17 protein-coding genes are annotated in these 24,295 nt (G+C 66.5%); 12 read left to right on the forward strand and 5 right to left on the reverse strand.

Going from position 1 to position 24,295, the window contains the following annotated elements; genetic code table 11:
* Positions 1–11 precede the first annotated feature (11 nt).
* Both rpoB and C6I20_RS01365 read left to right on the forward strand, forming a co-directional pair.
* A complete protein-coding gene (rpoB, locus tag C6I20_RS01360; RefSeq protein WP_118394315.1) occupies positions 12–3,476 on the forward strand; it encodes a DNA-directed RNA polymerase subunit beta in 3,465 nt (1,154 codons plus the stop codon).
* Positions 3,477–3,540: 64 nt separating this feature from the next.
* Positions 3,541–7,359 carry a DNA-directed RNA polymerase subunit beta' gene (locus C6I20_RS01365; RefSeq protein ID WP_118394316.1) on the forward strand — a complete coding sequence of 1,273 codons (3,819 nt, stop codon included), beginning with the start codon at positions 3,541–3,543 and terminating at the stop codon, positions 7,357–7,359.
* Positions 7,360–7,425: 66 nt separating this feature from the next.
* Here the strand turns inward: C6I20_RS01365 and C6I20_RS01370 are convergent, their stop codons facing one another.
* Together C6I20_RS01370 and C6I20_RS01375 are read right to left on the reverse strand one after the other, a co-directional pair.
* A complete protein-coding gene (locus C6I20_RS01370) occupies positions 7,426–7,977 on the reverse strand; it encodes a cutinase family protein (protein ID WP_162891057.1) in 552 nt (183 codons plus the stop codon).
* A 211-nt stretch (positions 7,978–8,188) separates the two neighbouring features.
* A complete protein-coding gene (locus C6I20_RS01375; RefSeq protein WP_162891058.1) occupies positions 8,189–9,301 on the reverse strand; it encodes an acyltransferase family protein in 1,113 nt (370 codons plus the stop codon).
* Between the two features lie 61 nt (positions 9,302–9,362).
* Between C6I20_RS01375 and C6I20_RS01380 the strand changes: the two genes are divergently transcribed.
* Complete coding sequence (locus C6I20_RS01380; protein WP_118398444.1) at positions 9,363–9,839, forward strand: NUDIX hydrolase; 477 nt, start codon at positions 9,363–9,365, stop codon at positions 9,837–9,839.
* Here C6I20_RS01380 and C6I20_RS01385 read toward each other — a convergent pair.
* A complete protein-coding gene (locus C6I20_RS01385) occupies positions 9,803–10,963 on the reverse strand; it encodes a hypothetical protein (RefSeq protein ID WP_118394319.1) in 1,161 nt (386 codons plus the stop codon). The two genes, C6I20_RS01380 and C6I20_RS01385, sit on opposite strands and share 37 nt — an antisense overlap.
* 150 nt (positions 10,964–11,113) lie before the next feature.
* Between C6I20_RS01385 and C6I20_RS01390 the strand changes: the two genes are divergently transcribed.
* The 8 genes from C6I20_RS01390 to tuf all read left to right on the forward strand — a co-directional run bounded on the left by C6I20_RS01390 (position 11,114) and on the right by tuf (position 21,228).
* The gene (locus C6I20_RS01390) at positions 11,114–11,848 is read left to right on the forward strand and encodes a GntR family transcriptional regulator (RefSeq protein ID WP_118394320.1); all 735 of its coding nucleotides are present in this window, start codon (positions 11,114–11,116) and stop codon (positions 11,846–11,848) included.
* 42 nt (positions 11,849–11,890) lie between these two features.
* Positions 11,891–13,180 carry a hydroxyacid-oxoacid transhydrogenase gene (locus tag C6I20_RS01395; protein WP_118394321.1) on the forward strand — a complete coding sequence of 430 codons (1,290 nt, stop codon included), beginning with the start codon at positions 11,891–11,893 and terminating at the stop codon, positions 13,178–13,180.
* Positions 13,177–16,008 carry an FAD-binding and (Fe-S)-binding domain-containing protein gene (locus tag C6I20_RS01400; protein ID WP_254052204.1) on the forward strand — a complete coding sequence of 944 codons (2,832 nt, stop codon included), beginning with the start codon at positions 13,177–13,179 and terminating at the stop codon, positions 16,006–16,008. Before C6I20_RS01395 ends, C6I20_RS01400 begins: the two co-directional genes overlap by 4 nt.
* Before the next feature lie 16 nt (positions 16,009–16,024).
* Positions 16,025–16,750, forward strand: a complete 726-nt coding sequence (locus C6I20_RS01405) for a maleylpyruvate isomerase family mycothiol-dependent enzyme (RefSeq protein ID WP_162891059.1) — start codon at positions 16,025–16,027, stop codon at positions 16,748–16,750.
* A 178-nt stretch (positions 16,751–16,928) separates the two neighbouring features.
* Positions 16,929–17,303, forward strand: coding sequence for a 30S ribosomal protein S12 (rpsL, locus tag C6I20_RS01410; protein WP_118394323.1), 375 nt, complete (start codon positions 16,929–16,931; stop codon positions 17,301–17,303).
* Entirely contained in the window at positions 17,303–17,773 is a 471-nt protein-coding gene (rpsG, locus tag C6I20_RS01415) for a 30S ribosomal protein S7 (RefSeq protein ID WP_118394324.1), read from the forward strand. Before rpsL ends, rpsG begins: the two co-directional genes overlap by 1 nt.
* A 59-nt stretch (positions 17,774–17,832) precedes the next feature.
* The gene (gene fusA / locus C6I20_RS01420; protein WP_118394325.1) at positions 17,833–19,944 is read left to right on the forward strand and encodes an elongation factor G; all 2,112 of its coding nucleotides are present in this window, start codon (positions 17,833–17,835) and stop codon (positions 19,942–19,944) included.
* 90 nt (positions 19,945–20,034) lie between these two features.
* Entirely contained in the window at positions 20,035–21,228 is a 1,194-nt protein-coding gene (gene tuf / locus C6I20_RS01425; protein ID WP_118394326.1) for an elongation factor Tu, read from the forward strand.
* A 102-nt stretch (positions 21,229–21,330) separates the two neighbouring features.
* Here tuf and C6I20_RS01430 read toward each other — a convergent pair whose 3' ends face one another.
* Positions 21,331–21,942, reverse strand: coding sequence for an acyltransferase (locus C6I20_RS01430; RefSeq protein WP_118394327.1), 612 nt, complete (start codon positions 21,940–21,942; stop codon positions 21,331–21,333).
* A 244-nt stretch (positions 21,943–22,186) separates the two neighbouring features.
* Here C6I20_RS01430 and C6I20_RS01435 point away from each other — a divergent pair, with 244 nt between their 5' ends.
* Complete coding sequence (locus tag C6I20_RS01435) at positions 22,187–23,101, forward strand: cation diffusion facilitator family transporter (RefSeq protein ID WP_118394328.1); 915 nt, start codon at positions 22,187–22,189, stop codon at positions 23,099–23,101.
* Positions 23,102–23,114: 13 nt separating this feature from the next.
* Here the strand turns inward: C6I20_RS01435 and C6I20_RS01440 are convergent, their stop codons facing one another.
* The gene (locus C6I20_RS01440; RefSeq protein ID WP_118394329.1) at positions 23,115–24,293 is read right to left on the reverse strand and encodes an acyl-CoA dehydrogenase family protein; all 1,179 of its coding nucleotides are present in this window, start codon (positions 24,291–24,293) and stop codon (positions 23,115–23,117) included.
* Between the last annotated feature and the right edge of the window lie 2 nt (positions 24,294–24,295).

Genomic DNA, 24,295 nt, shown 5'->3' on the forward strand with positions numbered 1-24,295 from the left:
AAGGACCCCTCTTGGCCGCCTCGCGCACCTCCGCATCTGTTCAGCCCCGTCGCATCTCGTTTGCCAAAATTGCAGAACCCCTCGAGGTACCAGAGCTTCTCGCTCTGCAGACCGACAGTTTCGCCTGGTTGATCGGCGACGACTCCTGGAAGGCCGGTGTCGAGGAAGCCCTCGCTGGCGGCCGTACAGACATCTCGACGAAGTCAGGTCTGGAGGAGATCTTCGAAGAGATCTCCCCCATCGAGGACTTCTCCGAGACGATGAGCCTGTCGTTCCGCGATCACCGCTTCGAGCCGCCCAAGTACTCCGTCGAGGACTGCAAGGACCGCGACGTCACGTACGCTGCTCCGCTGTTCGTGACCGCCGAGTTCATGAACAACGAGACTGGCGAGATCAAGAGCCAGACCGTCTTCATGGGCGACTTCCCGCTGATGACGGACAAAGGCACGTTCATCATCAACGGCACCGAGCGCGTTGTCGTTTCACAGCTCGTCCGCTCACCGGGCGTCTACTTCGAGCGGGTCCCGGACAAGACGTCCGACAAGGACATCTACACCGCCAAGGTCATCCCCTCGCGTGGCGCGTGGCTCGAGTTCGAGATCGACAAGCGCGATCTCGTCGGCGTCCGTCTGGACCGCAAGCGCAAGCAGAGCGTCACCGTCCTGCTGAAGGCGCTGGGCTGGTCCGAGGCGCAGATCCTCGAGGAGCTCGGCCAGTACGAGTCGATCCGCCTGACGCTCGAGAAGGACAACACCACGACCCAGGACGAGGCGCTCCTGGACATCTACCGCAAGCTGCGTCCGGGCGAACCGCCGAGCCGCGAAGCCGCTCAGACGTTGTTGGACAACTACTACTTCAACGCCAAGCGCTACGACACGGCCAAGGTTGGTCGCTACAAGATCAACAAGAAGCTCGGCGTCGAAGAGGCCTTCGACCAGCAGACTCTGACGATCGACGACATCGTGTCGACGATCAAGTACATCGTCGCGCTGCACGCCGGCGATGCCGAGTTGACGACTGCTGCGGGTCAGACCATTGTCGAGGCCGACGACATCGACCACTTTGGCAACCGTCGCATGCGTTCGGTCGGCGAACTCATCCAGAACCAGCTCCGTACGGGCCTGGCGCGGATGGAGCGTGTCGTCCGCGAGCGTATGACGACCCAGGACGTCGAGGCCATCACGCCGCAGACCCTGATCAACATTCGACCCGTCGTCGCGGCGCTCAAGGAGTTCTTCGGCACTTCGCAGCTGTCGCAGTTCATGGATCAGAACAACCCGCTCGCGGGCCTGACCCACAAGCGTCGTCTCTCGGCCCTCGGACCGGGTGGTCTGTCACGTGAACGCGCCGGCTACGAAGTTCGCGACGTCCACCCGTCGCACTACGGCCGCATGTGCCCGATCGAGACCCCGGAAGGCCCGAACATCGGCCTGATCGGCTCGCTCGCGTCCTACGGTCGGATCAACTCCTTCGGCTTCGTCGAGACGCCCTACCGCAAGGTCGTCAAGGGCACGGTCACCGAGCAGATCGACTACTTGTCCGCGACGGACGAGGATCGTTACATCATCGCGCAGGCGAACTCGATCCTCACCGAGAAGTTCACCTTCGCCGAGGACATGGTGCTGGTTCGTCAGAAGGGTGGCGAGGCAGAGCTTCGTCCCGCCGACGACGTCGACTACATGGATGTCTCGCCCCGCCAGATGGTGTCGGTCGCGACAGCCCTGATCCCGTTCCTCGAGCACGACGATGCCAACCGCGCCCTGATGGGCTCGAACATGCAGCGTCAGGCCGTCCCGCTGATCCGCAACGACGCCCCGCTCGTCGGCACCGGCATGGAGTTCCGTGCCGCGGTCGACGCTGGCGATGTCACGGTTGCCAAGGTCGCCGGTGTGGTCAACGAGGTGTCCGCGGACGCCATCGAGATCATGCAGGACGATGGCGCGTACTTCACGTACCGCCTGGCCAAGTTCCGTCGCTCCAACCAGGGCACCTGCACCAACCAGCGTCCGCTGGTCTCGCACGGTCAGCGTGTCGAGGTCGGCACGCCCCTGGCCGATGGTCCGTGCACCGACGAGGGCGAGATGGCCCTCGGCACGAACCTGCTCGTGGCGTTCATGCCGTGGCAGGGTCACAACTACGAGGACGCGATCATCCTCAGCCAGCGTGTCGTCCAGGACGACGTGTTGACCTCGATCCACATCGAGGAGCATGAGGTCGATGCTCGCGACACCAAGCTCGGCCCCGAGGAGATCACCCGCGACATCCCGAACGTCAGCGAAGAAATGCTGGCGGACCTGGACGAGCGTGGAATCATCCGGATCGGTGCGGAGGTCGGCAACGGCGACGTGCTGGTCGGCAAGGTCACGCCCAAGGGTGAGACCGAGCTGACCCCGGAGGAGCGTCTGCTCCGTGCGATCTTCGGCGAGAAGGCGCGCGAGGTGCGCGACACCTCGCTCAAGGTCCCGCACGGCGAGTCCGGCACCGTCATCGGCGTCCGGGTGTTCGACTCGGCCGAGGGCGACGAGCTCTCACCGGGTGTCAACCAGCTGGTCCGCGTCTACGTGGCGCAGAAGCGCAAGATCTCCAACGGTGACAAGCTCGCCGGTCGCCACGGCAACAAGGGCGTCATCTCCAAGATCCTGCCCGTCGAGGACATGCCCTTCATGGAGGACGGCACGCCAGTCGACATCGTCCTCAACCCGCTCGGCATCCCCGGCCGGATGAACGTCGGACAGGTCCTGGAGACCCACCTCGGGTGGGTTGCCAAGACCGGCTGGCAGATTCCGGACGAGGAGCAGGACGAGTGGGCCGAGACGTTGCGCAAGATCGGTGCTGACAAGGCCGAGCCTGCGACCAACATCGCGACCCCCGTCTTCGATGGCGCCCGTGAGGACGAGATCCAGGGCCTGCTGGCCTCGACTCTGCCCAACCGGGACGGCGAGCGCATGGTCAAGCGTGACGGCAAGGCGATGCTGTTCGACGGTCGTTCCGGCGAGCAGTTCCCCGACCCGGTCTCGGTCGGCTACATGTACCTCCTCAAGCTGCACCACCTGGTCGACGACAAGATCCACGCACGTTCCACGGGTCCGTACTCGATGATCACGCAGCAGCCGCTGGGTGGTAAGGCGCAGTTCGGTGGACAGCGTTTCGGTGAGATGGAGGTGTGGGCCCTCGAGGCCTACGGAGCGGCGTACGCGCTGCAGGAGCTCCTGACCATCAAGTCCGACGACATCCTCGGACGCGTCAAGGTCTACGAAGCCATCGTCAAGGGCGAGAACGTACCCGAACCCGGTATCCCGGAGTCGTTCAAGGTTCTCGTCAAGGAGATGCAGTCCCTGTGTCTCAACGTCGAGGTGCTCTCCAGCGACGGATCTGCCGTCGAGATGCGCGATGCGGAAGAGGATCTCTTCCGTGCCGCCGAAGAACTCGGCATCGACCTGTCCCGGCGTGAGCCCTCCAGCGTCGAGGAGGTCTGAGCCCACCCGGCTCAGACCCTCCCCGACCACCTGCAAGAACATCTGAAAGGGAAAGAAGACCAACGTGCTTGACGTGAACTTCTTCGATCAAATCCGGATCGGTCTCGCGACCGCCGACGACATCCGCGGATGGTCGTTCGGCGAGGTCAAGAAGCCTGAGACGATCAACTACCGCACGCTCAAGCCCGAGCGTGACGGACTCTTCTGCGAGAAGATCTTCGGTCCCACCCGGGATTGGGAGTGCTACTGCGGCAAGTACAAGCGCGTTCGCTTCAAGGGCATCATCTGCGAGCGTTGCGGCGTCGAGGTCACGCGGTCCAAGGTGCGCCGTGAGCGCATGGGCCACATCGAGCTTGCCGCTCCCGTCACGCACATCTGGTACTTCAAGGGCGTCCCGAGCCGGCTGGGCTATCTGCTCGACCTGGCTCCCAAGGACCTCGAGAAGGTCATCTACTTCGCGGCCTACATGATCACGCGGGTCGACGAGGATGCGCGTCACAAGGATCTGTCGAGCCTCGAGACCAAGATCGATCTGGAGCGTCAGCAGCTCGAGGGACGTCGCGACAACGAGGTCAACGAGCGCATGCAGAAGCTCGAGGAAGACCTCAAGGCACTCGAGGACGAGGGCGCCAAGGCCGACGCCAAGCGCAAGGTCAAGGACGCCGCCGAGCGTGAGGCCAAGCAGCGTCGCGACCGCACGCAGCGCGAGATCGATCGCCTCGACGAGGTGTGGAGCCGATTCAAGAGCCTCAAGGTCCAGGACCTCGAGGGTGACGAACTGCTCTACCGCGAGATGACGTATCGCTTCGGCAAGTACTTCGATGGCTACATGGGCGCCACGGCGATCCAGAAGCGCCTGCAGGACTTCGACCTCGAGGCCGAGGCCGAGCTGCTGCGCGAGATCATCGCGACCGGCAAGGGACAGAAGAAGACCCGTGCGCTCAAGCGCCTCAAGGTCGTCTCGGCATTCCTCGGAAGCAGCAATGCTCCCGCTGGCATGGTCCTGGATGCCGTCCCGGTCATCCCGCCGGAACTGCGCCCGATGGTGCAGCTCGATGGTGGACGCTTCGCGACGAGCGACCTGAACGATCTCTACCGCCGCGTGATCAACCGCAACAACCGGCTCAAGCGTCTGCTTGACCTCGGTGCTCCGGAGATCATCGTCAACAACGAGAAGCGCATGCTGCAGGAGGCCGTCGACTCGCTGTTCGACAACGGCCGCCGTGGTCGTCCGGTCACCGGACCGGGCAACCGTCCGCTCAAGTCGATCTCGGACATGCTCAAGGGCAAGCAGGGTCGATTCCGTCAGAACCTGCTCGGCAAGCGCGTCGACTACTCCGGCCGTTCGGTTATCATCGTCGGCCCGCAGCTCAAGCTGCACCAGTGTGGTCTGCCCAAGCAGATGGCACTCGAGCTGTTCAAGCCGTTCGTGATGAAGCGTCTGGTTGATCTCAACCACGCGCAGAACATCAAGAGCGCCAAGCGCATGGTCGAGCGGGCTCGCCCGGTCGTGTGGGACGTCCTCGAAGAGGTCATCACCGAGCACCCCGTGCTGCTCAACCGTGCACCCACACTGCACCGTCTGGGCATTCAGGCGTTCGAGCCGCAGCTCATCGAGGGCAAGGCCATCCAGATCCACCCGCTCGTCTGCTCGGCGTTCAACGCCGACTTCGACGGTGACCAGATGGCCGTGCACCTGCCGCTGAGCGCGGAGGCGCAGGCCGAGGCCCGCGTCCTGATGCTGTCGACCAACAACATCCTGAAGCCGTCCGACGGTCGCCCGGTCACGATGCCGACCCAGGACATGATCATCGGCTTGTACTTCTTGACGCTCGAGCGTTCGGGACACATCGGTGAGGGACGTGCCTTCAGCTCGGTCTCCGAGGCCATGATGGCCTTCGAGCGTCACGAGATCTCGCTGCAGGCTCACGTCAAGATTCGCATCGAGGGCACGACCAACGAGACGACCCTGGGTCGCGCAATCTTCAACGAGGCGCTCCCGGACGACTACCCGTTCGTCAACCACCAGGTCGGCAAGAAGGAGCTCGGTGTCATCGTCAACGACCTCGCCGAGCGCTACTCCAAGGTCGACGTGGCCAACGCGCTCGACAACCTCAAGGACACCGGCTTCCACTGGGGCACCCGCTCCGGCGTGACGGTCTCGATCGAGGACGTCGTGACGCCCCCGCGCAAGCAGGAGATCCTTTCCGGCTACGAGGCGCAGGCCGCCAAGGTCCAGACGCAGTTCGACCGTGGTCTGATCACTGCGGACGAGCGTCGTCAGGAGCTCATCGAGATCTGGACGCAGGCCACGGCCGACGTCACGGAGGAGATGCTGAAGGGCTTCACGGAGGACAACCCCATCTGGATGATGGTTGACTCCGGTGCTCGCGGAAACATGATGCAGGTGCGTCAGATCGCCGGCATGCGTGGTCTGGTGGCCAACCCCAAGGGCGAGATCATCCCGCGCCCCATCAAGGCCAACTTCCGCGAGGGTCTGTCGGTGGTCGAGTACTTCATCGCCACCCACGGCGCCCGCAAGGGACTCGCCGACACGGCTCTGCGTACGGCTGACTCGGGCTACCTGACGCGTCGGCTTGTCGACGTCAGCCAGGACGTCATCATCCGCGAGGAGGACTGCGGAACCGAGCGTGGACTCCGTCAGGTCATCGCGACCAAGAACGACGAGGGTCGCGCGGTCCCCGATGAGAACGTCGAAACTTCGGCGTACTCCCGCACGGCAGCAGCCGATGTCACAGACGACAAGGGCACGGTGCTCGCAGCTGCTGGCAGCGAGCTCGGCGACGTCGAGATCGGTCGCCTCATCGCGGCCGGCATCGAGGAGATCAAGGTCCGTACGGTCCTGACCTGCGAGGCCAAGGCGGGTACGTGTGCCAAGTGCTACGGCCGCTCGCTGGCGACCGGCAAGCTCGTCGACATCGGTGAGGCCGTCGGCACCATCGCGGCCCAGTCGATCGGTGAGCCCGGCACGCAGCTGACCATGCGTACCTTCCACACCGGTGGTGTGGCCGGAGACGACATCACGCACGGTCTCCCGCGCGTCGTGGAGCTCTTCGAGGCACGTCAGCCCAAGGGTCGTGCGCCGATCACTGAGTCTGCTGGTCGGGTCGAGATCGATGACTCGGACAAGACCCGCAAGCTCGTCGTGACGCCGGACGATGGTTCCGAGGTGCTGGAGTACCCCGTGACCAAGCGTTCGCGTCTGCTGATCGCCGATGGCGATCACGTCGAGGTCGGCCAGCAGCTGACGCACGGTACGCCGGATCCGCAGGAAGTCCTGCGCATCCTGGGTGTGCGTCGCGCGCAGGAGCACCTCGTGGACGAGGTCCAGGCGGTCTACCGCTCGCAGGGTGTGGCCATCCACGACAAGCACATCGAGATCATCGTGCGCCAGATGCTCCGTCGCGTGACGGTCATCGAGCAGGGTGCGTCGAACCTCATCCCCGGTGACCTGGTCGATCGGGCCAAGTTCGAGGAGGAGAACCGACGCGTCGTCGCCGAGGGTGGCAACCCCGCTTCGGGTCGTCCGGTCCTGATGGGTATCACGAAGGCCTCGCTGGCCGTCGAGTCGTGGCTGTCGGCCGCCTCCTTCCAGGAGACGACCCGCGTCCTGACCGACGCAGCCATCCACGGCAAGTCCGATGCGCTCCGTGGTCTGAAGGAGAACATCATCATCGGCAAGCTCATCCCGGCAGGTACTGGTCTCGACCGGTACAAGAACATCCGGGTCGAGCCGACCGAAGAGGCCCGTCAGGCCGCCTACGCCGTCACAGGCTACGGCGACTACGACTACGGCTTCGGTGCTCCGGACTCCGCTCCGGTGCAGCTCGATGACTTCGACTTCACGTCGTTCGAGAAGTAGCTCCTGAGGCGGCCTAGCCGCTCCAGACACGATGAAGCCCCCGGCCGATGGTCGGGGGCTTCATCGTTAGATGCCGGTACGGCGAACTATGGCCGCCATTCGCTGGCCCGTTTCCTGTGCATGGGCAGGGTCCTCGTAGAACTTTCGGTGCTTCTCCGAGGGCCCGTCGGTTGTGTCGCCCGGTGGCTGACCACAGATGGCGTCACCGGCGACGCAGAACGTGATGGCGATGTCCTGCAGCGACGGGTCGAGGACGGGCCCGGCGCCTAGCTTGCCGGCCCCCGGCGCCGTTGTGCCGTACGTCCAGGACTGGATCGAGTCGTCGGGGTTGCGTCGGGAGTCGGCGATCAACGCGATCAGGCGGATCCGTCGCAGCGTCTGCGCGGTGGGGCCTGCGGCGAGCTTGTGCAAGACCTCGGCGCCCTGGCTGACCCCGACGAGAGCGAACTTCGTCTGCGGGCAGGACCGTCCGAGGTCGTCGAGACGGGTAGCGGTACGGGTCTGCCCGTCCTCGACGTTGGCCTGGTGGCGTGCGTCGCTGACCCCGCTCTCGGCCCGGTAGGGGATCCCTTCGATTCGCACCGTGGCGTCGGAGGAGCGGTGCAGCTCGGTGGCCATTGCCTTGACTGACGCCATCACCTCGCGGCCCGCGCCGTGGTCGCTGGTCAGGGGCTGTCCCGAGCCGCGCAGGGAGAGCGCGACCAGATCGGCACATCTGGTGTCGACGAGCAGTGGCCCGGGGGAGCGTGCCGGGCTGGCTGCATCCGTGCGCGTGTTGGCGCACCCGGCCGCCGCAGGAGGGCGACCGCCGTGGCGGCGATGCGCCCGGTCAAGGGGTACCGGCGGGACGCTTCCCGGTCGGCTCAGGTGTCTGGCCGGCAGACGGCGTGGTAGGGCTCGGCTTCGGGATGTCGCGGAACAGCCAGGTCAGCTTCGGCTCGAACACGGGACGGAAGACGACCGAGACGGGCTTGGTCATCAGCAGGTTGGCCACGACAAGCGCAGCGAACGTGGTGGCGACGACCGCAGCGAAGCCGAACCGGGACATGTCGTCGAACAGGTCGAACTGCAGCTTCAGGAAGATGATCAGGTAGCCGTGCAGCAGGTAGCAGTAGAAGGTGCGTCCACCCAGTGCCGTCGTGATCGAACGTCGCCGGGGGACCAATGACAACGCCGCGAAGGTCAGCAGGAAGCCGATGGCCAGGAGTTCGGCACGCTGTGACATGCCCTCGATCGCGGTCGCGCCGAGCGGGTCCTCGTCGTAGCGCTGCTTCCAGAGCAGCCAATCGATCTGCCAGTTCTTGGAGTAGGTGTAGCAGATCAGCAGCGCGGAGCCGAGCACCGCGACGGACGCAGCACGGATGCGGGGGTCTGCGAGTCGCTCGAAACGTTCCCGGGTCATGTGCAGGCCCACGACGTAGAAGGGCAGGAAGCCCAAGATCTTGGGCAGGGCCAGCACATTTGGTACTTCGATCAGCCCGACCAGCAACGAGATCAGGATCGACGTCGTGATGGGGTAGCGCAGCGCGCGCCAGATCGGGGTCGTCAAGCGCCACACGAAAAGTGCCGCCAGGAACCAGGCGAGCCACTGGGGTGAGAGGAGCAGCAGAGGACTGGGCTCGCCCGTGTAGTGACGGGTGATCAGCTGCAGGCTGGTCTCGACCAGGAGATACGGCACCACCAGCGTGCTGACGATCCGGCGGACCTGGCGGGCGTCGCCCATGTAGCGGCGAGCCGTGTAGCCCGAGATCAGGATGAAGAACGGCATGTGGAACGAGTAGATCCACACGTAGACACCGCGGGCCGAATCCATGTCGGTGAACTGCGTCAGCGAGTGGCCGATCACGACCAGCAGCATGACCCAGTAGCGGGCATTGTCGAGGTAGGCCACCCGCTCCTTGGTTGGCGAGGTGGTGACGGGCAACGGTTCAAGAGCACTCATTGTGCTTGACTCTATAAGCAGTTCCTGAACATGGCCTGACTCAATCTGAGATGGAGCATCTGTGGTCGAACCGTCCCGCACCCAGCGCCTCGGCGCGTACGCCGTCGTGGTCGACCAGGACCGCATCCTGCTGACCCGCATCTCACCGATCGGCTTTCCGGTGGGGGCATGGACCCTGCCCGGCGGAGGAGTGGATCATGGTGAGTCGCCCCACGCCGCGGTGCGTCGCGAGCTGTGGGAGGAAGCGGGGCTTGAGGCGATGAGCGTCCGGCTGGTCGACGTGCACGACGTGCACACCGTCGCGCTGGGACGAGGGGACCAGTACGAGGACTACCACGGTGTCCACCTGCTCTACGCGGTCGAGGTCGACACTGCTCAGGTTCCGCGCGTCACCGACGTGGGTGGCACGACCGATCTGGTGCAGTGGGTACCGATCGAGCAGATTGACTCTTCGCTCGGCCCGGTGCTCCCGATGGTCAGGCACACCATCGAGCGCCTCGATCAATTCGCCGCGGGGTGGTCCAGCAGGATCGTGTAGTTGCCGCGCGCCGACAGGACGTACGTCGCCTGGGCCGTGCCGCCACCCTTGGTCGGGGTCGTGTAAGTCGTGCTGACCTCGTTGAGGTCCTCCACGATGTCCTTGGTGATCGTCTTGCCCTTGGGCCGCTTGCTCTCGACGAACTGCTCGGCGGTCTGGTCGGCGCTGACCGCGCGGGTGAAGGTCGTCACGGCGAAGTCCGGGTGATATCCGCTCAACAGGATCGTGGCTGTCGTCGGAGCGATCCAGCCATCGAGCAGCGGCTCGGTGCTGGGTGCGTCCTCGTCCATCTTGGGCCAGATGAGTCCGGACTTCTCATCGGTGGAGTCGGTGTCCTCGACGCCGTCCAGCGAACCTGCCTCCGACGCCAGCTGACCCTTGCGGGGCTCGCCAACGTACTCCACCGTGACCACCATGACCGGGCGCGTCAGGTTCGATGGCCCGGAGGTGCGGGTCTTGATGTTGCCGGGGTCGACGTCCATCGTGATCCGAAGATTGCGGTCGTCCTCGGTGATGCCGTGCGCAGACATCTCGCAGCGGGTGATCCGGCGCAGCGTGGACTTGCAGTACGCCGAGAGGTCGTTGGTCACGATGGTGGAAGCCGGCAGGCGGGCCGCGATCTGGGCCAGCATGCGTCGCACGACGTCGGTGGGGTCGCCGTCGATCCGCATGAGCGAGACCGTCGAGTCGGGCTTGGGCGGATCGTCCAGCAGCTTGAAGGTGTCGTCGCTGGGGCGGGCCTCAGGGGTCGGCGTCGGCGTGGGAGTCGGTGTCGGGGGCGTGCCTTCGGTCGCGTTCTCGTCGGCCTCGGCGGCCGCCTTGTCGCGCGCCTCGGCGTCCTTTTGTGCCTGGGCGGCCAACAATTCGGGCTGGTAGACCGAAATGAGTCGGGCGCTGCGGTAGCGGATCAGCGGCCCGACCTGGGTCGCGCCTGGAGGCACCTGCAGGCCGAACGCGATGGGGCTCTCGGGGGCGGATTCGTGCTCCGTGACGTTGGGTGCGGCGGTCGTGGCACCGGACTCCGTGGGATCCGCGGGGGTGCCCGCGGAGCCCTGGCCGTCGCAGGACGCGATCAGTGCCAGCGCAGCGACTGACACCGCCGCGCGGAAAAGGCGAGACTTCATGCATTCCCCTCGTCGGTGTCCCGGGCGGGACAAAACTGGCGGGCGATCGAGCAACGCCGACTCGACGGGGCCTCGTGCACCAGCCCACACGATATCGTTCCCGGCCAAGGGCCCGTGGCACCTGGTCCGACTCGGGAGAGGAGCGAGTTCATGGCGCAGCGCACGACGACGACAGATCGAGTGTTCGCGGCGCTCCGGGAGTCGATCGTGACGGGGGAGTTCCCGGCCGGTTCGCTCCATTCGATCTACCGTCTGGCTGAGCTTCTGGACGTCTCCCGCACCCCTGTCCGCGAGGCCGTCCTCCGGCTGGCCGACATTGGACTGGTCTCGGTCGAGCGCAATCGCGGTGTGCGAATTCGCGGTGTGACGGTTGGCGACGTGCGGTCGGTGTTCGAGCTCCGCCTGATGATCGAGGTGCCAGCGACGGCGTACGCGGCGGGGCACGCGACGGCGCAGGACGTCGAGGCGCTCGAGGAGGCTCTGGTGGGTATGCGGGCGGGTGCCGACGCGCTCGACGAGGTCCGATTCACCGGCCACGACAGGACGCTGCACCACCGGATCGCCGCGGTGCTGGGCAACCCACGGCTGCAGCAGGAGGTCGCCGCGCTGCGCGACTCGATCCAGACCCGGGGAGCCTCGACGCTGCACCGATCGCGTGGCATGACAGAGATCCTGGAGGAGCACGTCCCGATCGTCGAGGCGATCGCCTCGAAGAACCCGGCCGCGGCGGCGGCTCGGATGGAGGAGCATCTCGTCAACACCGCGACCCTGCTCATGGCGCAGGCCGCGACTCCCGACGACCCGGCCCCGGGTGCAGGCTGGGCCAACCGTCTGCAGGAGCACCTGTATCTCCCCGAAGAGACCGCCCGCACTCGTCAGCAGTAGCATGCTAGTTACCGCGACGCACCGACCCGAAGGAGCAGCACCGTGTCGAGCTTCCACCCCACTCACCCCGAAACCGTCTTCACGTACGGTGCACCGGGCCTGAAGTTCGGCGTCGGGGCGCGGCACGAGCTCGGCCACGACCTCGCCCAGCTCGATGCGAAGCGGGTCCTGATCGTGACGGACCCCGGTGTTGCCGCGACCGGAGCCCCGGCAGAGATCGCAGCATCGCTTCGGGCCGCCTCGATCGAGGCCGTCGTCTTCGACCGGTCGCGGGTCGAACCGACCGACGAGAGCCTCGAGGCGGCGATCGAGTTCGGCCGGTCGGAGGGCCCGTTCGACGCGATCGTCGCGTGCGGCGGCGGAAGCAGCATCGACACCGCCAAGGCGGTCAACCTGTTGCTGACCAACGAGGGCGAGCTGATGGACTACGTCAACGCGCCGGTCGGCCGCGCGCGGGCGCCGCGTCATCGGCTGCTGCCGCTGATCGCTGTCCCGACCACGACCGGGACGGGCAGCGAGAGCACCACGATCTGCGTCCTGGACGTCGTCAGTCAGCACGTCAAGACCGGCATCTCCCACGCCCGGCTGCGACCGACCCTCGCGGTCGTGGACCCCGAGCTCACGCTGACCCAGCCCGCCGGGGTGACGGCGGCCTCGGGGCTGGACATCCTGTGCCACGCTCTCGAGAGCTACACGGCGCGACCGTTCGGCTCGTACGAGCACAAGCAGGCCCACGAGCGGGTGCCGTACTGCGGGGCCAACCCGATCGCCGACATGTGGTCGGAGAAGGCGCTCAGCCTGATGGCGAGCTCGTTCCGAACGGCTGTCCAGAACGGCGACGACCTCGCTGCCCGCACAGAGGTCGCGATGGCCGCGACGTTCGCCGGCCTGGGCTTCGGGAACGCCGGGGTGCACATCCCGCACGCCAACGCATACCCGATCGCCGGACAGGTCCGGGACTTCCAACCGGCCGGGTACGACGTCGACCACGCGATGGTGCCCCACGGCATGGCCGTCTCGCTGACCGCTCCGGCGGCTTTCCGCCACACGTTCCAGGCATCGCCCGAGCGACACATCCGCGCGGCCGAGCTGCTTGCCCCGGGCGCGGACCGACCTGCCGATCCGGCCGAGTTCCTCCCGCAGGTGCTCGCCGGGATCATGCGTGAGGTGGGCATCCCTGCTGGCATCGGCGCAGTGGGCTTCGGCACGGCAGACATCGACGCTCTCGTCGAGGGCACGATGAAGCAGCAGCGGTTGCTGGCGACGGCGCCGCTGGAGGTCACCGCAGAGGCGGTGGCGATGATCCTCGACCAGTCGATCGAGCTGTGGTGAGCAGCCTTCCGGGCAGCGAGTCGCGATCCATGGCGACCGCGGAGATCACCCACACGCTGCGGCGACTCGGAGTCACCGATGTCGACGACTCGACGTTGACGCGGGCGCTCTACAGCACCGACGCCTCGCTCTACCGGGTCGTGCCACGCGTCGTGGTTCGTCCCCGCAGCGTCGAGGAGGTGCTCGCGACGATCGAGGCGTGCCGGCTGACCGGGACTCCGGTCACCTCCCGTGGCGCCGGCACCTCGATCGCCGGAAATGCGGTCGGGACGGGTGTCGTGATCGACTTCACCCGCCACCTCAACCGGGTCCACGAAATCGATGTCGACGCGCGGACAGCGCGAGTTGATCCCGGCACGGTCCACGCGGTCCTGCAAAAGGCAGCGACACCCCTGGGCCTGCGGTTTGGACCGGATCCGTCGACGCACACGCGGTGCAGCGTCGGTGGCATGATCGGCAACAATGCCTGCGGCTCGCGGGCCCTGGCATACGGGCGCATGGCGGACAACGTCGTGGCTCTCGACGTCGTGACGATGGCGGGGGAGTCGCTCTCCCTGCACGCCGGCGGCTCGACGACGTCGCCGACACTGGACCGCCTGCGTGGCGTCGTCCAGGAGGGCCTCGGCACGATCCGGACCGAGTTCGGGACGTTCGGCCGCCAGGTCTCCGGATACAGCCTGGAGCACCTGCTGCCCGAACGAGGCTTTGACGTGGCCACGTTCATGGCCGGCACCGAGGGCACCCTGGCCACCATGACCTCCGCGACGGTGCGGCTGGTCCAGGACCCACCCCACCGGCAGATCCTGGTCCTCGGCTACGGCTCGATGGCTGAGGCCGCAGACGACGTCCCGGCGCTGCTGCAGCACCGCCCGACGGCATGCGAGGGGCTGGACTCGCGCATCGTCGAGGTGTTCCGGGCCCATCGCGGTGCCGTGCCCGATCTGCCAGCCGGTCAGGGTTGGCTATTCGTCGAAATGTCCGGTGTCGACGCGGCATCGGTGTCCGACACGGTCCACCGGGCGCGCGCCGACTCGTCGGCGATCGCCGCCCGCATCGTCACCGACGTCGCCGAGCAGGCTGTGCTGTGGCGCATTCGGGAGGAAGGCGCGGGACTGGCAACGCGGACCCTGCCCGGCAAGGCGCTGTCCGGCTGGGAGGACGCCGCGGTGCCGCCCGAGCGGCTCGGCGCCTACCTGCGCGAGTTCGAGGCCCTGCTGACCTCGCACGGCCTGGACGGTGTGCCGTACGGCCACTTCGGTGACGGATGCATCCACGTACGCATCGACTTCCCGCTCGACGAGCCCGGAGGGCACGGTGTGTTCCGCACGTTCCTGCACGAAGCCGCGACCCTGGTGGCCTCGCACGGCGGCTCGCTCTCGGGGGAGCATGGTGACGGTCGGGCCAGATCCGAGCTGCTGCCGCTGATGTACTCGGCTGAGGCGATCGACCTGTTCGGCCAGGTCAAGGCGGTCTTCGACCCCGACGATTTGCTCAACCCCGGCGTGCTCGTCCGTCCCCGGCCGGTCGACGCGGACCTGCGTGGCCCGGAATCGTCGATCGACCGGCTGGACGGGCGACTCGGTCTGCGCCTGCTCCACGACGAGGGGGATTTCGGCAAGGCCGTGCACCGGTGCACGGGCGTCGGCAAGTGCATCGCGGACAACACGGGTTCCAATGGCGTGATGTGCCCGTCCTTCCAGGCGACCCGCGACGAGAAGGACTCGACCCGCGGTCGCGCCCGAGTCCTTCAGGAGATGATCGACGGCCGGCTCGTGACCGGAGGGTTCCGCGCCCCGGAAGTCCACGAGGCGCTGGACCTGTGCCTGTCGTGCAAGGGCTGCGCCACGGACTGTCCGACCGGCACCGACATGGCGACCTACAAGTCCGAGGTCCTCCACCAGGCCTACCGCGGGCGCATCCGCCCCCGCAGCCACTACATCCTGGGGCGGCTGCCGTTCTGGGCGCGGGTCATGTCGCCGATCGCGGGGCTCGCGAATCTTGGCCTGCGCACGCCCGGTGCGCGCTCGCTGGCCCGCTGGGTCGCGGGCGTCGACCAGCGGCGCAGTCTGCCGACGTTCGCCCGCAGGACCCTGAGCCGCTGGGCCCGCCGGCGCCGGTCCGACACGGCGGGTCGTCCGCGCGTGCTGCTCTGGGCGGACTCGTTCACGGAGTTCTTCGACACCGAGGGTGGCAAGGCTGCGGTCCGCGTCCTCGAGGACGCGGGCTATCACGTCGAGCTGCTGGCCCGCTCGGCCTGCTGCGGCCTGACCTGGATCACGACCGGACAGCTCGACAAGGCCCGCTCGATCGTGGGCGAAACCGTGGCGCAGCTGCACCCCTACGTCGCGAGCGGGGTACCGATCGTGGGGCTCGAGCCTTCATGTCTCGCGGTACTTCGGTCGGACGCCGTGGAACTGCTGGACGATCCGCGTGCCGTGGATGTCGCGCGTGGAGTCTTCACACTGTCGGAGCTCCTGCAGCGGACCGAGGGGTGGCAGGCTCCGGACCTGGCGGGCACCACACTTGTCGTCCAACCGCACTGTCACCAGGCGTCGGTCATGGGCTTCGAAGCGGACCTCGCAGTCATGGCCTCGACCGGGGCCACGATCGAGCGGCTCTCCGGCTGTTGCGGTCTTGCTGGCAACTTCGGCGTCGAAAAGGGACACTACGAGGTGTCGGTGGCCGTCGCGGAGCTGCAGCTGCTCCCGGCGGTTCGTAACGCTCCACCCGGAGCGGTCGTTGTCGCTGACGGATTCTCGTGCAGGACCCAGCTCGATGACCTCGCTGGCGTCGGCGCGCTCCATCTCGCCCAGATACTCGATCGCTGACCGGAGACGACACGCAATGGATCACACTCTTGAGCTGGGCACCGCGATGTCGCGATTCGCGGACTTCGCCGGCCTCGGCACGGGGGACGAGCCCATTCCGACCTGCGAGGGCTGGACGATGCGCGATCTCGTCACGCACCTCGGGACGGTCCACCGTTGGGCCGCCGGGATCGTCCTGACCGGTCAGCGGGTCGCATCGCCGACTCCGGTCGTGACCGAGCCCGTCGCGGACTGGTACGCCGGCAACGCGACGGCCCTCCTGGGCGCGTTTCAGGCCGTCAGCCTCGCTGAGCCGATCCCCAACTTCACCCACAACGGCGAGACCGTCGCCTTCTGGCCGCGTCGTCAGCTGCACGAGGCCACGGTGCACGGTGTCGACGCCGCCCAGGCGCTTGGCTTTGACGAGTCCAGCTGGATCGTCGATCCGGCGGTCGCGGCCGATGGCATCGACGAGGTGCTGCAGGCGTTCTTCCCGCGGCTGACCGCCCAGGGCAGGCGACCGGACGTGCGCTCGCGCATCCGGCTGGTCGCCACCGACGTCCAGCAGTCGTGGATCATCGGCCCCCGCAGCGGCGAGGCCGGTCCGCCCTTGCAGCTGCACTCCTCGCTCGAGGCGGACACCGTGGTCAGCGGCACGGCCTCAGACCTGTACCTCGGACTCTGGGGGCGGGCGGGCTCAGACCGGCTGGAGTTCGACGGTGTCGACGGTCGGATCCTTCTTGACGGCCCCACGACGCTGTAGCGCTGGGCGACCCCGCAGACCGGGCGCACTCCGGTGATTTGGAATCATCCGCGGCTGCCCGGTAGTATTAACCGCTGTGCCTGAACTCATCAGGCCGGTGCACGCATCCCGTCGGACAGTACGGCGGCGAGTGCATCACGACTCATGGCTCACACCAGTCAGAAGAAGGAAGTTTGTAGTGCCCACGATTAACCAGCTGGTCCGCAAGGGCCGCACGCGCAAGGTCGTCAAGACGACGACTCCCGCGCTCAAGGGTTCACCTCAGCGACGCGGCGTCTGCACCCGCGTCTACACCACCACTCCGAAGAAGCCGAACTCCGCGCTCCGCAAGGTTGCCCGAGTCAAGCTCTCGAGTGGCACCGAGGTCACTGCATATATTCCGGGTGAGGGCCACAACCTCCAGGAGCACTCGATCGTGCTCGTTCGCGGTGGTCGTGTGAAGGATCTCCCCGGTGTGCGCTACAAGATCATCCGTGGCGCCCTCGACACGCAGTCCGTCAAGGGTCGCAAGCAGGCTCGCAGCCTGTACGGCGCCAAGAAGGAGAAGAAGTAATGCCTCGTAAGGGCCCGGCGCCGAAGCGCGTCGTCGAGACTGACCCCGTCTACGGAAGCCAGCTCGTCACCTCACTCATCAACAAGGTCCTGGTCGACGGCAAGAAGCAGGTCGCCCAGCGCATCGTCTACACCGCCCTCGAGGGCACGCGTGAGAAGTCCGGCACCGATCCGGTCATCACGCTCAAGCGCGCGCTCGACAACGTCAAGCCGTCGATCGAGGTCAAGAGCCGTCGCGTCGGTGGCGCCACGTACCAGGTCCCGATCGAGGTCCGCGCGGTTCGCCAGAACACCCTGGCCCTGCGCTGGCTCGTCAGCTTCGCTGGTGCCCGCCGTGAGAAGACCATGGCTGAGCGCCTCATGAACGAGCTGCTCGACGCCTCCAACGGTCTCGGTGGCGCTGTCAAGAAGCGCGAAGACACGCACAAGATGGCTGAAGCCAACAAGGCATTCGCCCACTACCGCTGGTAGTCCCGGACGTCTCGTCCTCATCACCTTCACCCGCACCAAAGAGGAAGCAGTAACCACTCGTGGCAACAGATATCACCACCGACCTGAGCAGGGTCCGCAACATCGGCATCATGGCGCACATCGATGCCGGCAAGACCACGACGACCGAACGCATCCTCTTCTACACCGGTATCAACTACAAGATCGGTGAGGTTCACGACGGCGGCGCCACGATGGACTGGATGGAGCAGGAGCAGGAGCGCGGCATCACGATCACGTCCGCCGCGACAACCTGCTGGTGGAAGGACAACCAGATCAACATCATCGACACCCCCCGGCACGTCGACTTCACCGTCGAGGTCGAGCGCAACTTGCGCGTCCTCGATGGTGCCGTCGCCGTGTTCGACGGTGTTGCCGGTGTCGAGCCGCAGTCCGAGACGGTCTGGCGCCAGGCCGACAAGTACGGCGTCCCGCGCATGTGCTTCGTCAACAAGCTCGACCGCACGGGTGCCAGCTTCGACTACTGCGTCAAGACCATCCGTGAGCGCCTCGGCGCGACGGCCCTCGTGCTGCAGGTCCCGATCGGCGCCGAGGGCGACTTCATCGGTGTCGTCGACCTGGTCGCCAACCGTGCACTCGTGTGGCGCGGCGAGACCGCGATCGGCGAGGACTACGCAGTCGAGGACATCCCGGCCGATCTGGTCGACAAGTCGGCCGAGGCCCGCGCCGAGATGATCGAGACGCTCGCCGACCACGACGACGAGTTCGCCGAGGCCTACCTCGACGGCGCCGAGATCACCCCTGAGCTGCTCAAGCCGGCGATTCGTCGCGCGACGCTGGACGCCAAGCTCAACCCGGTGCTGTGTGGCACGGCGTTCAAGAACAAGGGCGTCCAGCCCCTGCTCGACGCGGTCATCGACTACCTGCCGTCGCCGATCGACGTTGGCGCCATCACCGGCCTCGACCCGCGTGACGAGTCCAAGAGCGACACCCGCGAGCCCAACGAGAGCGAGCCGTTTGCGGCCCTCGCATTCAAGATCGCCTCAGACCCGCACCTCGGCAAGCTGACCTACCTGCGCGTCTACTCGGGTCGCCTCGAGTCCGGCAGCACGGTCATCAACGTGACCAAGGGCCGCAAGGAGCGGATCGGCAAGATCTACCAGATGCACGCCAACAAGCGTGCCGAGATCGCGTCGGTCGGCGCCGGCCAGATCGTGGCCGTCATGGGCCTCAAGGACACCACGACCGGTGAGACCCTGTCGGATCCGCAGAAGCAGATCGTGCTGGAGTCGATGACGTTCCCCGCGCCGGTCATCCAGGTCGCGATCGAGCCCAAGACCAAGAGCGACCAGGAGAAGCTCGGCACCGCGATCCAGCGGCTCGCCGAGGAAGACCCGACGTTCCAGGTCCACACCGACGAAGAGACCGGCCAGACGATCATCGCCGGCATGGGCGAGCTGCACCTCGACATCCTGGTCGACCGCATGAAGCGGGAGTTCAACGTCGAGGCAAACGTCGGCAAGCCGCAGGTCGCGTACCGCGAGACGATCAAGCGCAAGGTCGAGAACGTCAGCTACACCCACAAGAAGCAGACGGGTGGATCGGGCCAGTTCGCCAAGGTCATCATCAGCATCGAGCCGACCGGGCCGCTGTCCGGTGGGCAGGGTGGCTACGAGTTCAACAACGCCGTCTCCGGCGGTCGCATCCCTCGCGAATACATCCCCTCGGTCGACCAGGGTGCGCAGGACGCCATGCAGTTCGGTGTTCTCGCCGGCTACCAGATGGTCGACGTCAAGGTCACCTTGGAGGACGGCGCGTACCACGACGTCGACTCCTCGGAGCTCGCCTTCAAGCTCGCCGGTTCCATGGCGTTCAAGGAGGCAGCACGCAAGGCCGATCCAGTGATCCTCGAGCCCGTGTTCGCGGTCGAGGTCACCACGCCCGAGGACTACATGGGCGACGTGATCGGCGACATCAACTCTCGCCGTGGCCAGGTTCAGGCCATGGAAGAGGGCATGGGCGGCGTCAAGGTCATCAAGGCCATCGTCCCCCTGTCCGAGATGTTCGGGTACGTCGGCGACCTGAGGTCCAAGACCTCAGGCCGTGCGTCATACTCGATGCAGTTCGACTCCTACGCGGAGGTTCCCAAGAACGTCGCGGAAGAGATCATCAAAAAGCCCCGCGGCGAGTAGCAGCGGTCCATCTCATAAGATGGCCTGAGGCTCTCGTCCAGCGAGACCCAACGGCGTTCAACAGCAACCAATTCTAAGAAGGAGCCCCAAGTGGCTAAGGCGAAGTTCGAGCGGACCAAGCCGCACATGAACATCGGCACCATCGGTCACATCGACCACGGTAAGACGACTCTTACCGCGGCGATCACCAAGGTGCTGCACGACAAGTTCCCCGATCTGAACGAGGCCTCGGCCTTCGATCAGATCGATAAGGCGCCTGAGGAGAAGCAGCGCGGCATCACGATCTCGATCTCGCACGTTGAGTACCAGACCGAGAACCGTCACTACGCGCACGTCGACTGCCCGGGTCACGCTGACTACGTCAAGAACATGATCACTGGTGCGGCACAGATGGACGGCGCGATCCTCGTGGTCGCCGCCACCGACGGGCCCATGCCCCAGACGCGTGAGCACGTGCTGCTCGCCCGTCAGGTAGGCGTGCCCGCGATGGTCGTCGCACTCAACAAGTGCGACATGGTTGATGACGAAGAGATCCTCGAGCTCGTCGAGCTCGAGGTCCGTGAGCTCCTGAGCGATCAGGACTTCGACGGTGACAACGTCCCCGTCGTCAAGGTCGCCGCTCACCCGGCGCTCCAGGGCGATGCCAAGTGGGGCGAGTCGATCCTCGAGTTGATGCAGGCCGTCGACGACTATATCCCGATGCCTCCGCGTGAGACGGACAAGCCGTTCCTCATGCCGGTCGAGGACGTCTTCACGATCACTGGTCGTGGAACCGTCATCACGGGTCGTATCGAGCGCGGCATCATCAAGGTGACCGACACCGTCGACATCATCGGCATCCGCGAGACCAAGCAGACGACGACCGTCACGGGCATCGAGATGTTCCGCAAGCTGCTCGACGAGGGACAGGCTGGCGAGAACGTCGGACTGCTGCTTCGCGGCACCAAGCGCGAAGACGTCGAGCGCGGCATGGTCATCATCGCGCCCGGCTCCACGACTCCCCACACGGAGTTCGAGGGCCAGGTCTACATCCTGTCGAAGGAAGAGGGCGGCCGTCACACGCCGTTCTTCAACAACTACCGTCCGCAGTTCTACTTCCGCACGACGGACGTCACCGGCGTCGTCACGCTGCCTGAGGGCACCGAGATGGTCATGCCTGGTGACAACACCGAGATGTCGGTCGCGCTGATCCAGCCGATCGCCATGGAGGAAGGCCTGCGCTTCGCCATTCGTGAGGGTGGTCGCACGGTCGGCGCCGGACGCGTCACGAAGATCAACAAGTGAGCTTCTAGCTCCACTGGCCCTGGGCCCCGCTCCTGCTTCGGCAGGGTCGGGGCCCTTTGCTGTCCCGGGGCACAGGGCCCGGCGGCATGGTGGAAGCGCAGGTCAGCCCTGGCCCATGTGCCCTTCGCGATGGAAGAACTTCAGCCGCTCCGGCAGGGGACGGACCGCCTCGGCCGGGTTGCCGCGGTAGAAGGTCAGCTCCTCTGTCAGCTTGGTCGTGACGACTGAGCCGGCGGATACGACGGATCGTGCTGGCACGGTCGTGCCGTTTTGCAGGATGCAGCCCGACATGACAGCGGAATGAGCGCCGATCGCGACCGGCGCGGTGACGAAACGATCGCGCACCAGGTCGAGGCTGTGAGTCAGGATCTGCGAGCGGAATCCGGCGAACGAGGCATAGTCCCCGATCTCGACGCGGTCGGAGCAGTCGATCTCGTGGGCAACCGTCACCATCGCGTAGCGGCCCATGACGAGCGCAGCCTCCCGCCGCGGCGAGTGGCGGAACACCGCGTCGCCCGCTGGGACGCCGAGGATGTGGTTGCGGCTCCCGATACTGGCACCTTCGCCGAGCTCGAGCCGTTCGAGGTGGCGGATCACGTTGAACGGGCCGATGCTGGACCCGGCCCCGAGCGTGACGTGCGTTGCGGAAATGATGCTGCGCCCGATGAAGGCAGTCGGTGCGACGTCCCAGCCGAGCAGACGGCGGGCGACCACACGTCGCAGGGACGACGGCAAGAGAGGGATGAGTACTGACAGAACGAGACGCATGGATTCCCTTGGGTGGCTGGCGACGGTGGTGCGAAGTCTATCGACGGGCGACCCGGCAGCCCGGCGGACGCGATCAGCGCACCGATGTCCCGGCGCGATCTGGCGACGGCGGCTCGCGAGACTCCACCGGACGACACTGTTGGCGGACACGCGTTCGCTGTTTTGCCGGCATCGTCCTAGCCTTGGTGCCATGGGACACGATCACGCGCACGGCGCCGGCGTCAAGCACCGCGGGCGACTGGCGCTGGTCCTGGGCCTGACCGGTGCAGTCCTGGTCGTCGAGGCGGTCGTCGCCGTGATCACCGGGAGCCTGGCCTTGCTGGCCGATGCCGGTCACATGCTCGGTGACTCGTTCGGCATCGTGATGGCGCTGGCCGCGATCACGGTGGCCCAGCGCGGGGGAGGCCCGGGCTCGCGCCGGTCGTTCGGCTACTCGCGCACCGAGGTGCTGGCCGCGGGTCTCAATGGCATCGTGCTGCTCGGGCTGGCCGGTTGGGTCGCCTTCCGCGCGATCGGACGATTCGGGGACACGCCGGAGCTCGAGGGTGGGCTGATCGTGATCGCGGGCTGCGTCGGTCTGGTCGTCAACGTGATCGGGCTGCTGCTGCTGCGCGGTGGAGCGCAGGAGAGCATCAACGTCCGCGGCGCCTACCTCGAGGTCCTCGGTGACGCGCTCGGCTCGGTCGCGGTCATCGTGTCCGCGACCGTGATCCTGCTGACCGGGTGGTACGCCGCCGACGCGGTGGCGTCGCTGGTAATCGCCGCGATGATCGTCCCGCGCGCCATCTCCTTGCTGCGCGACGTGGCCGAGGTGCTGCTGGAGTCGACTCCCAAGGATGTCGACCTGATCGAGCTGCGGCAGCACATCGTGGAGATGGATGGGGTCAGGGACGTCCATGACCTGCACGTCTGGACCATCACGTCCGGCATGCCGATCATGAGCGCACACGTCGTCGTCGAGGACTGGGTCACCGGGATGGACGAGGCGCACGCGGTCCTGGACCGACTCCGCGGCTGCCTCTCGGACCACTTCGACGTCGAGCACTCGACGTTCCAGATCGAGCCTGCCGGCCACGTGGACTCCGAGCAGCAGGTCCACCACTGAGCTGGCGATCGGCTCAATAGCTTCGGGGCAGGCCCAGCATCTGCGTGCCGATGTGCGCCAGGATGAGCTCTTCGGCGACGGGGATGTTCTTGCCGATACGGGCATCGCGGAACAGCCGCTCGACGGGGAACTCCTTGGAGTACGCCATGCCGCCGAAGGTCTGGAAGGCCTGGTTGGCAGCTTCCCACGCGACCTGTGCCCCGGTCAGCTTGGCCACATTGGTCTCGTTGCCGCATGGCAGACCCTGGTCGAACAGCCAGGCCGCCTTGTAGGTCATGAGCCGCCCCAGCTCGGTCTTGGCCTTGATCTGGGCGAGGGGGAACTGGATTGCCTGGTTCGCGCCGATCGGCCGGCCGAACACCTCGCGCTGCCTGGCGTAGTCACACGCCAGGTCCAGGGCAGCATCCGCGGCGCCCACGCCACCGGAGGCGGCCAGGATGCGCTCAGGGTTGAGCACGTCCCACAGGACCGCGAAGCCCTGGTCGACCTCGCCGATGACCCGGTGGGCTGGCACGCGGACGTCGTCGAAGAACACCTGGCTGGACGTCACGATGTTGCCGCCGAGCTTCGGGATCGGCTGGTAGGTCAGGGTGCCCTCGGCCAGTGCCTCCTTGACGTCGACGAGGAACAGGGTGAATCCCGCCGTGCGGGGCCTGGCGTCCGCGGCGGGGATCGTCCGGGTGATCGCGATCATCCAGTCGGCTCGGTCGACCCCTGAGATCCAGATCTTCTGACCCTTGATCAAGAAGTCGTCCCCGTCGCGCCGGGCCTGGGTCGTGATCGCGAGGGCGTTGCTGCCCGCATCGGGCTCGGTCAGTGCCATGCAGAACTGCGTCGCCCCGGTGGCGAGGCCCGGCAGGATCTCCCGCTTCTGCTCCGGGGTGCCGTGCCGGGTCAACGTCATGGCCCCGAAGCCCGGCGTCAGGATGTAGAGGAAGGTGCCCTGGGTGCCGCCGCTGGCCGCGAGTGTCTCGTTCGCGACCGCGAGCTCGAGCAGCCCCTGACCGCCGCCGCCGTACTCCTCGGGCACGCACAGCCCGAGCCATCCGCCGTCGCCCAGCGCAGCCCACGCCTCGTCGGGGAAGCGATGCTGCTCGTCGCAGTCGGACCAGTACGCGTGATCGAACCGCTCGACGGCGCGCTGGACTCCTTCGCGTACGGCGAGGGCGGTGTCGGGCAGGGTGAAGTCCATCG

The organism is Aeromicrobium sp. A1-2, from assembly GCF_003443875.1.
In the GTDB taxonomy this organism is placed as follows: domain Bacteria; phylum Actinomycetota; class Actinomycetes; order Propionibacteriales; family Nocardioidaceae; genus Aeromicrobium.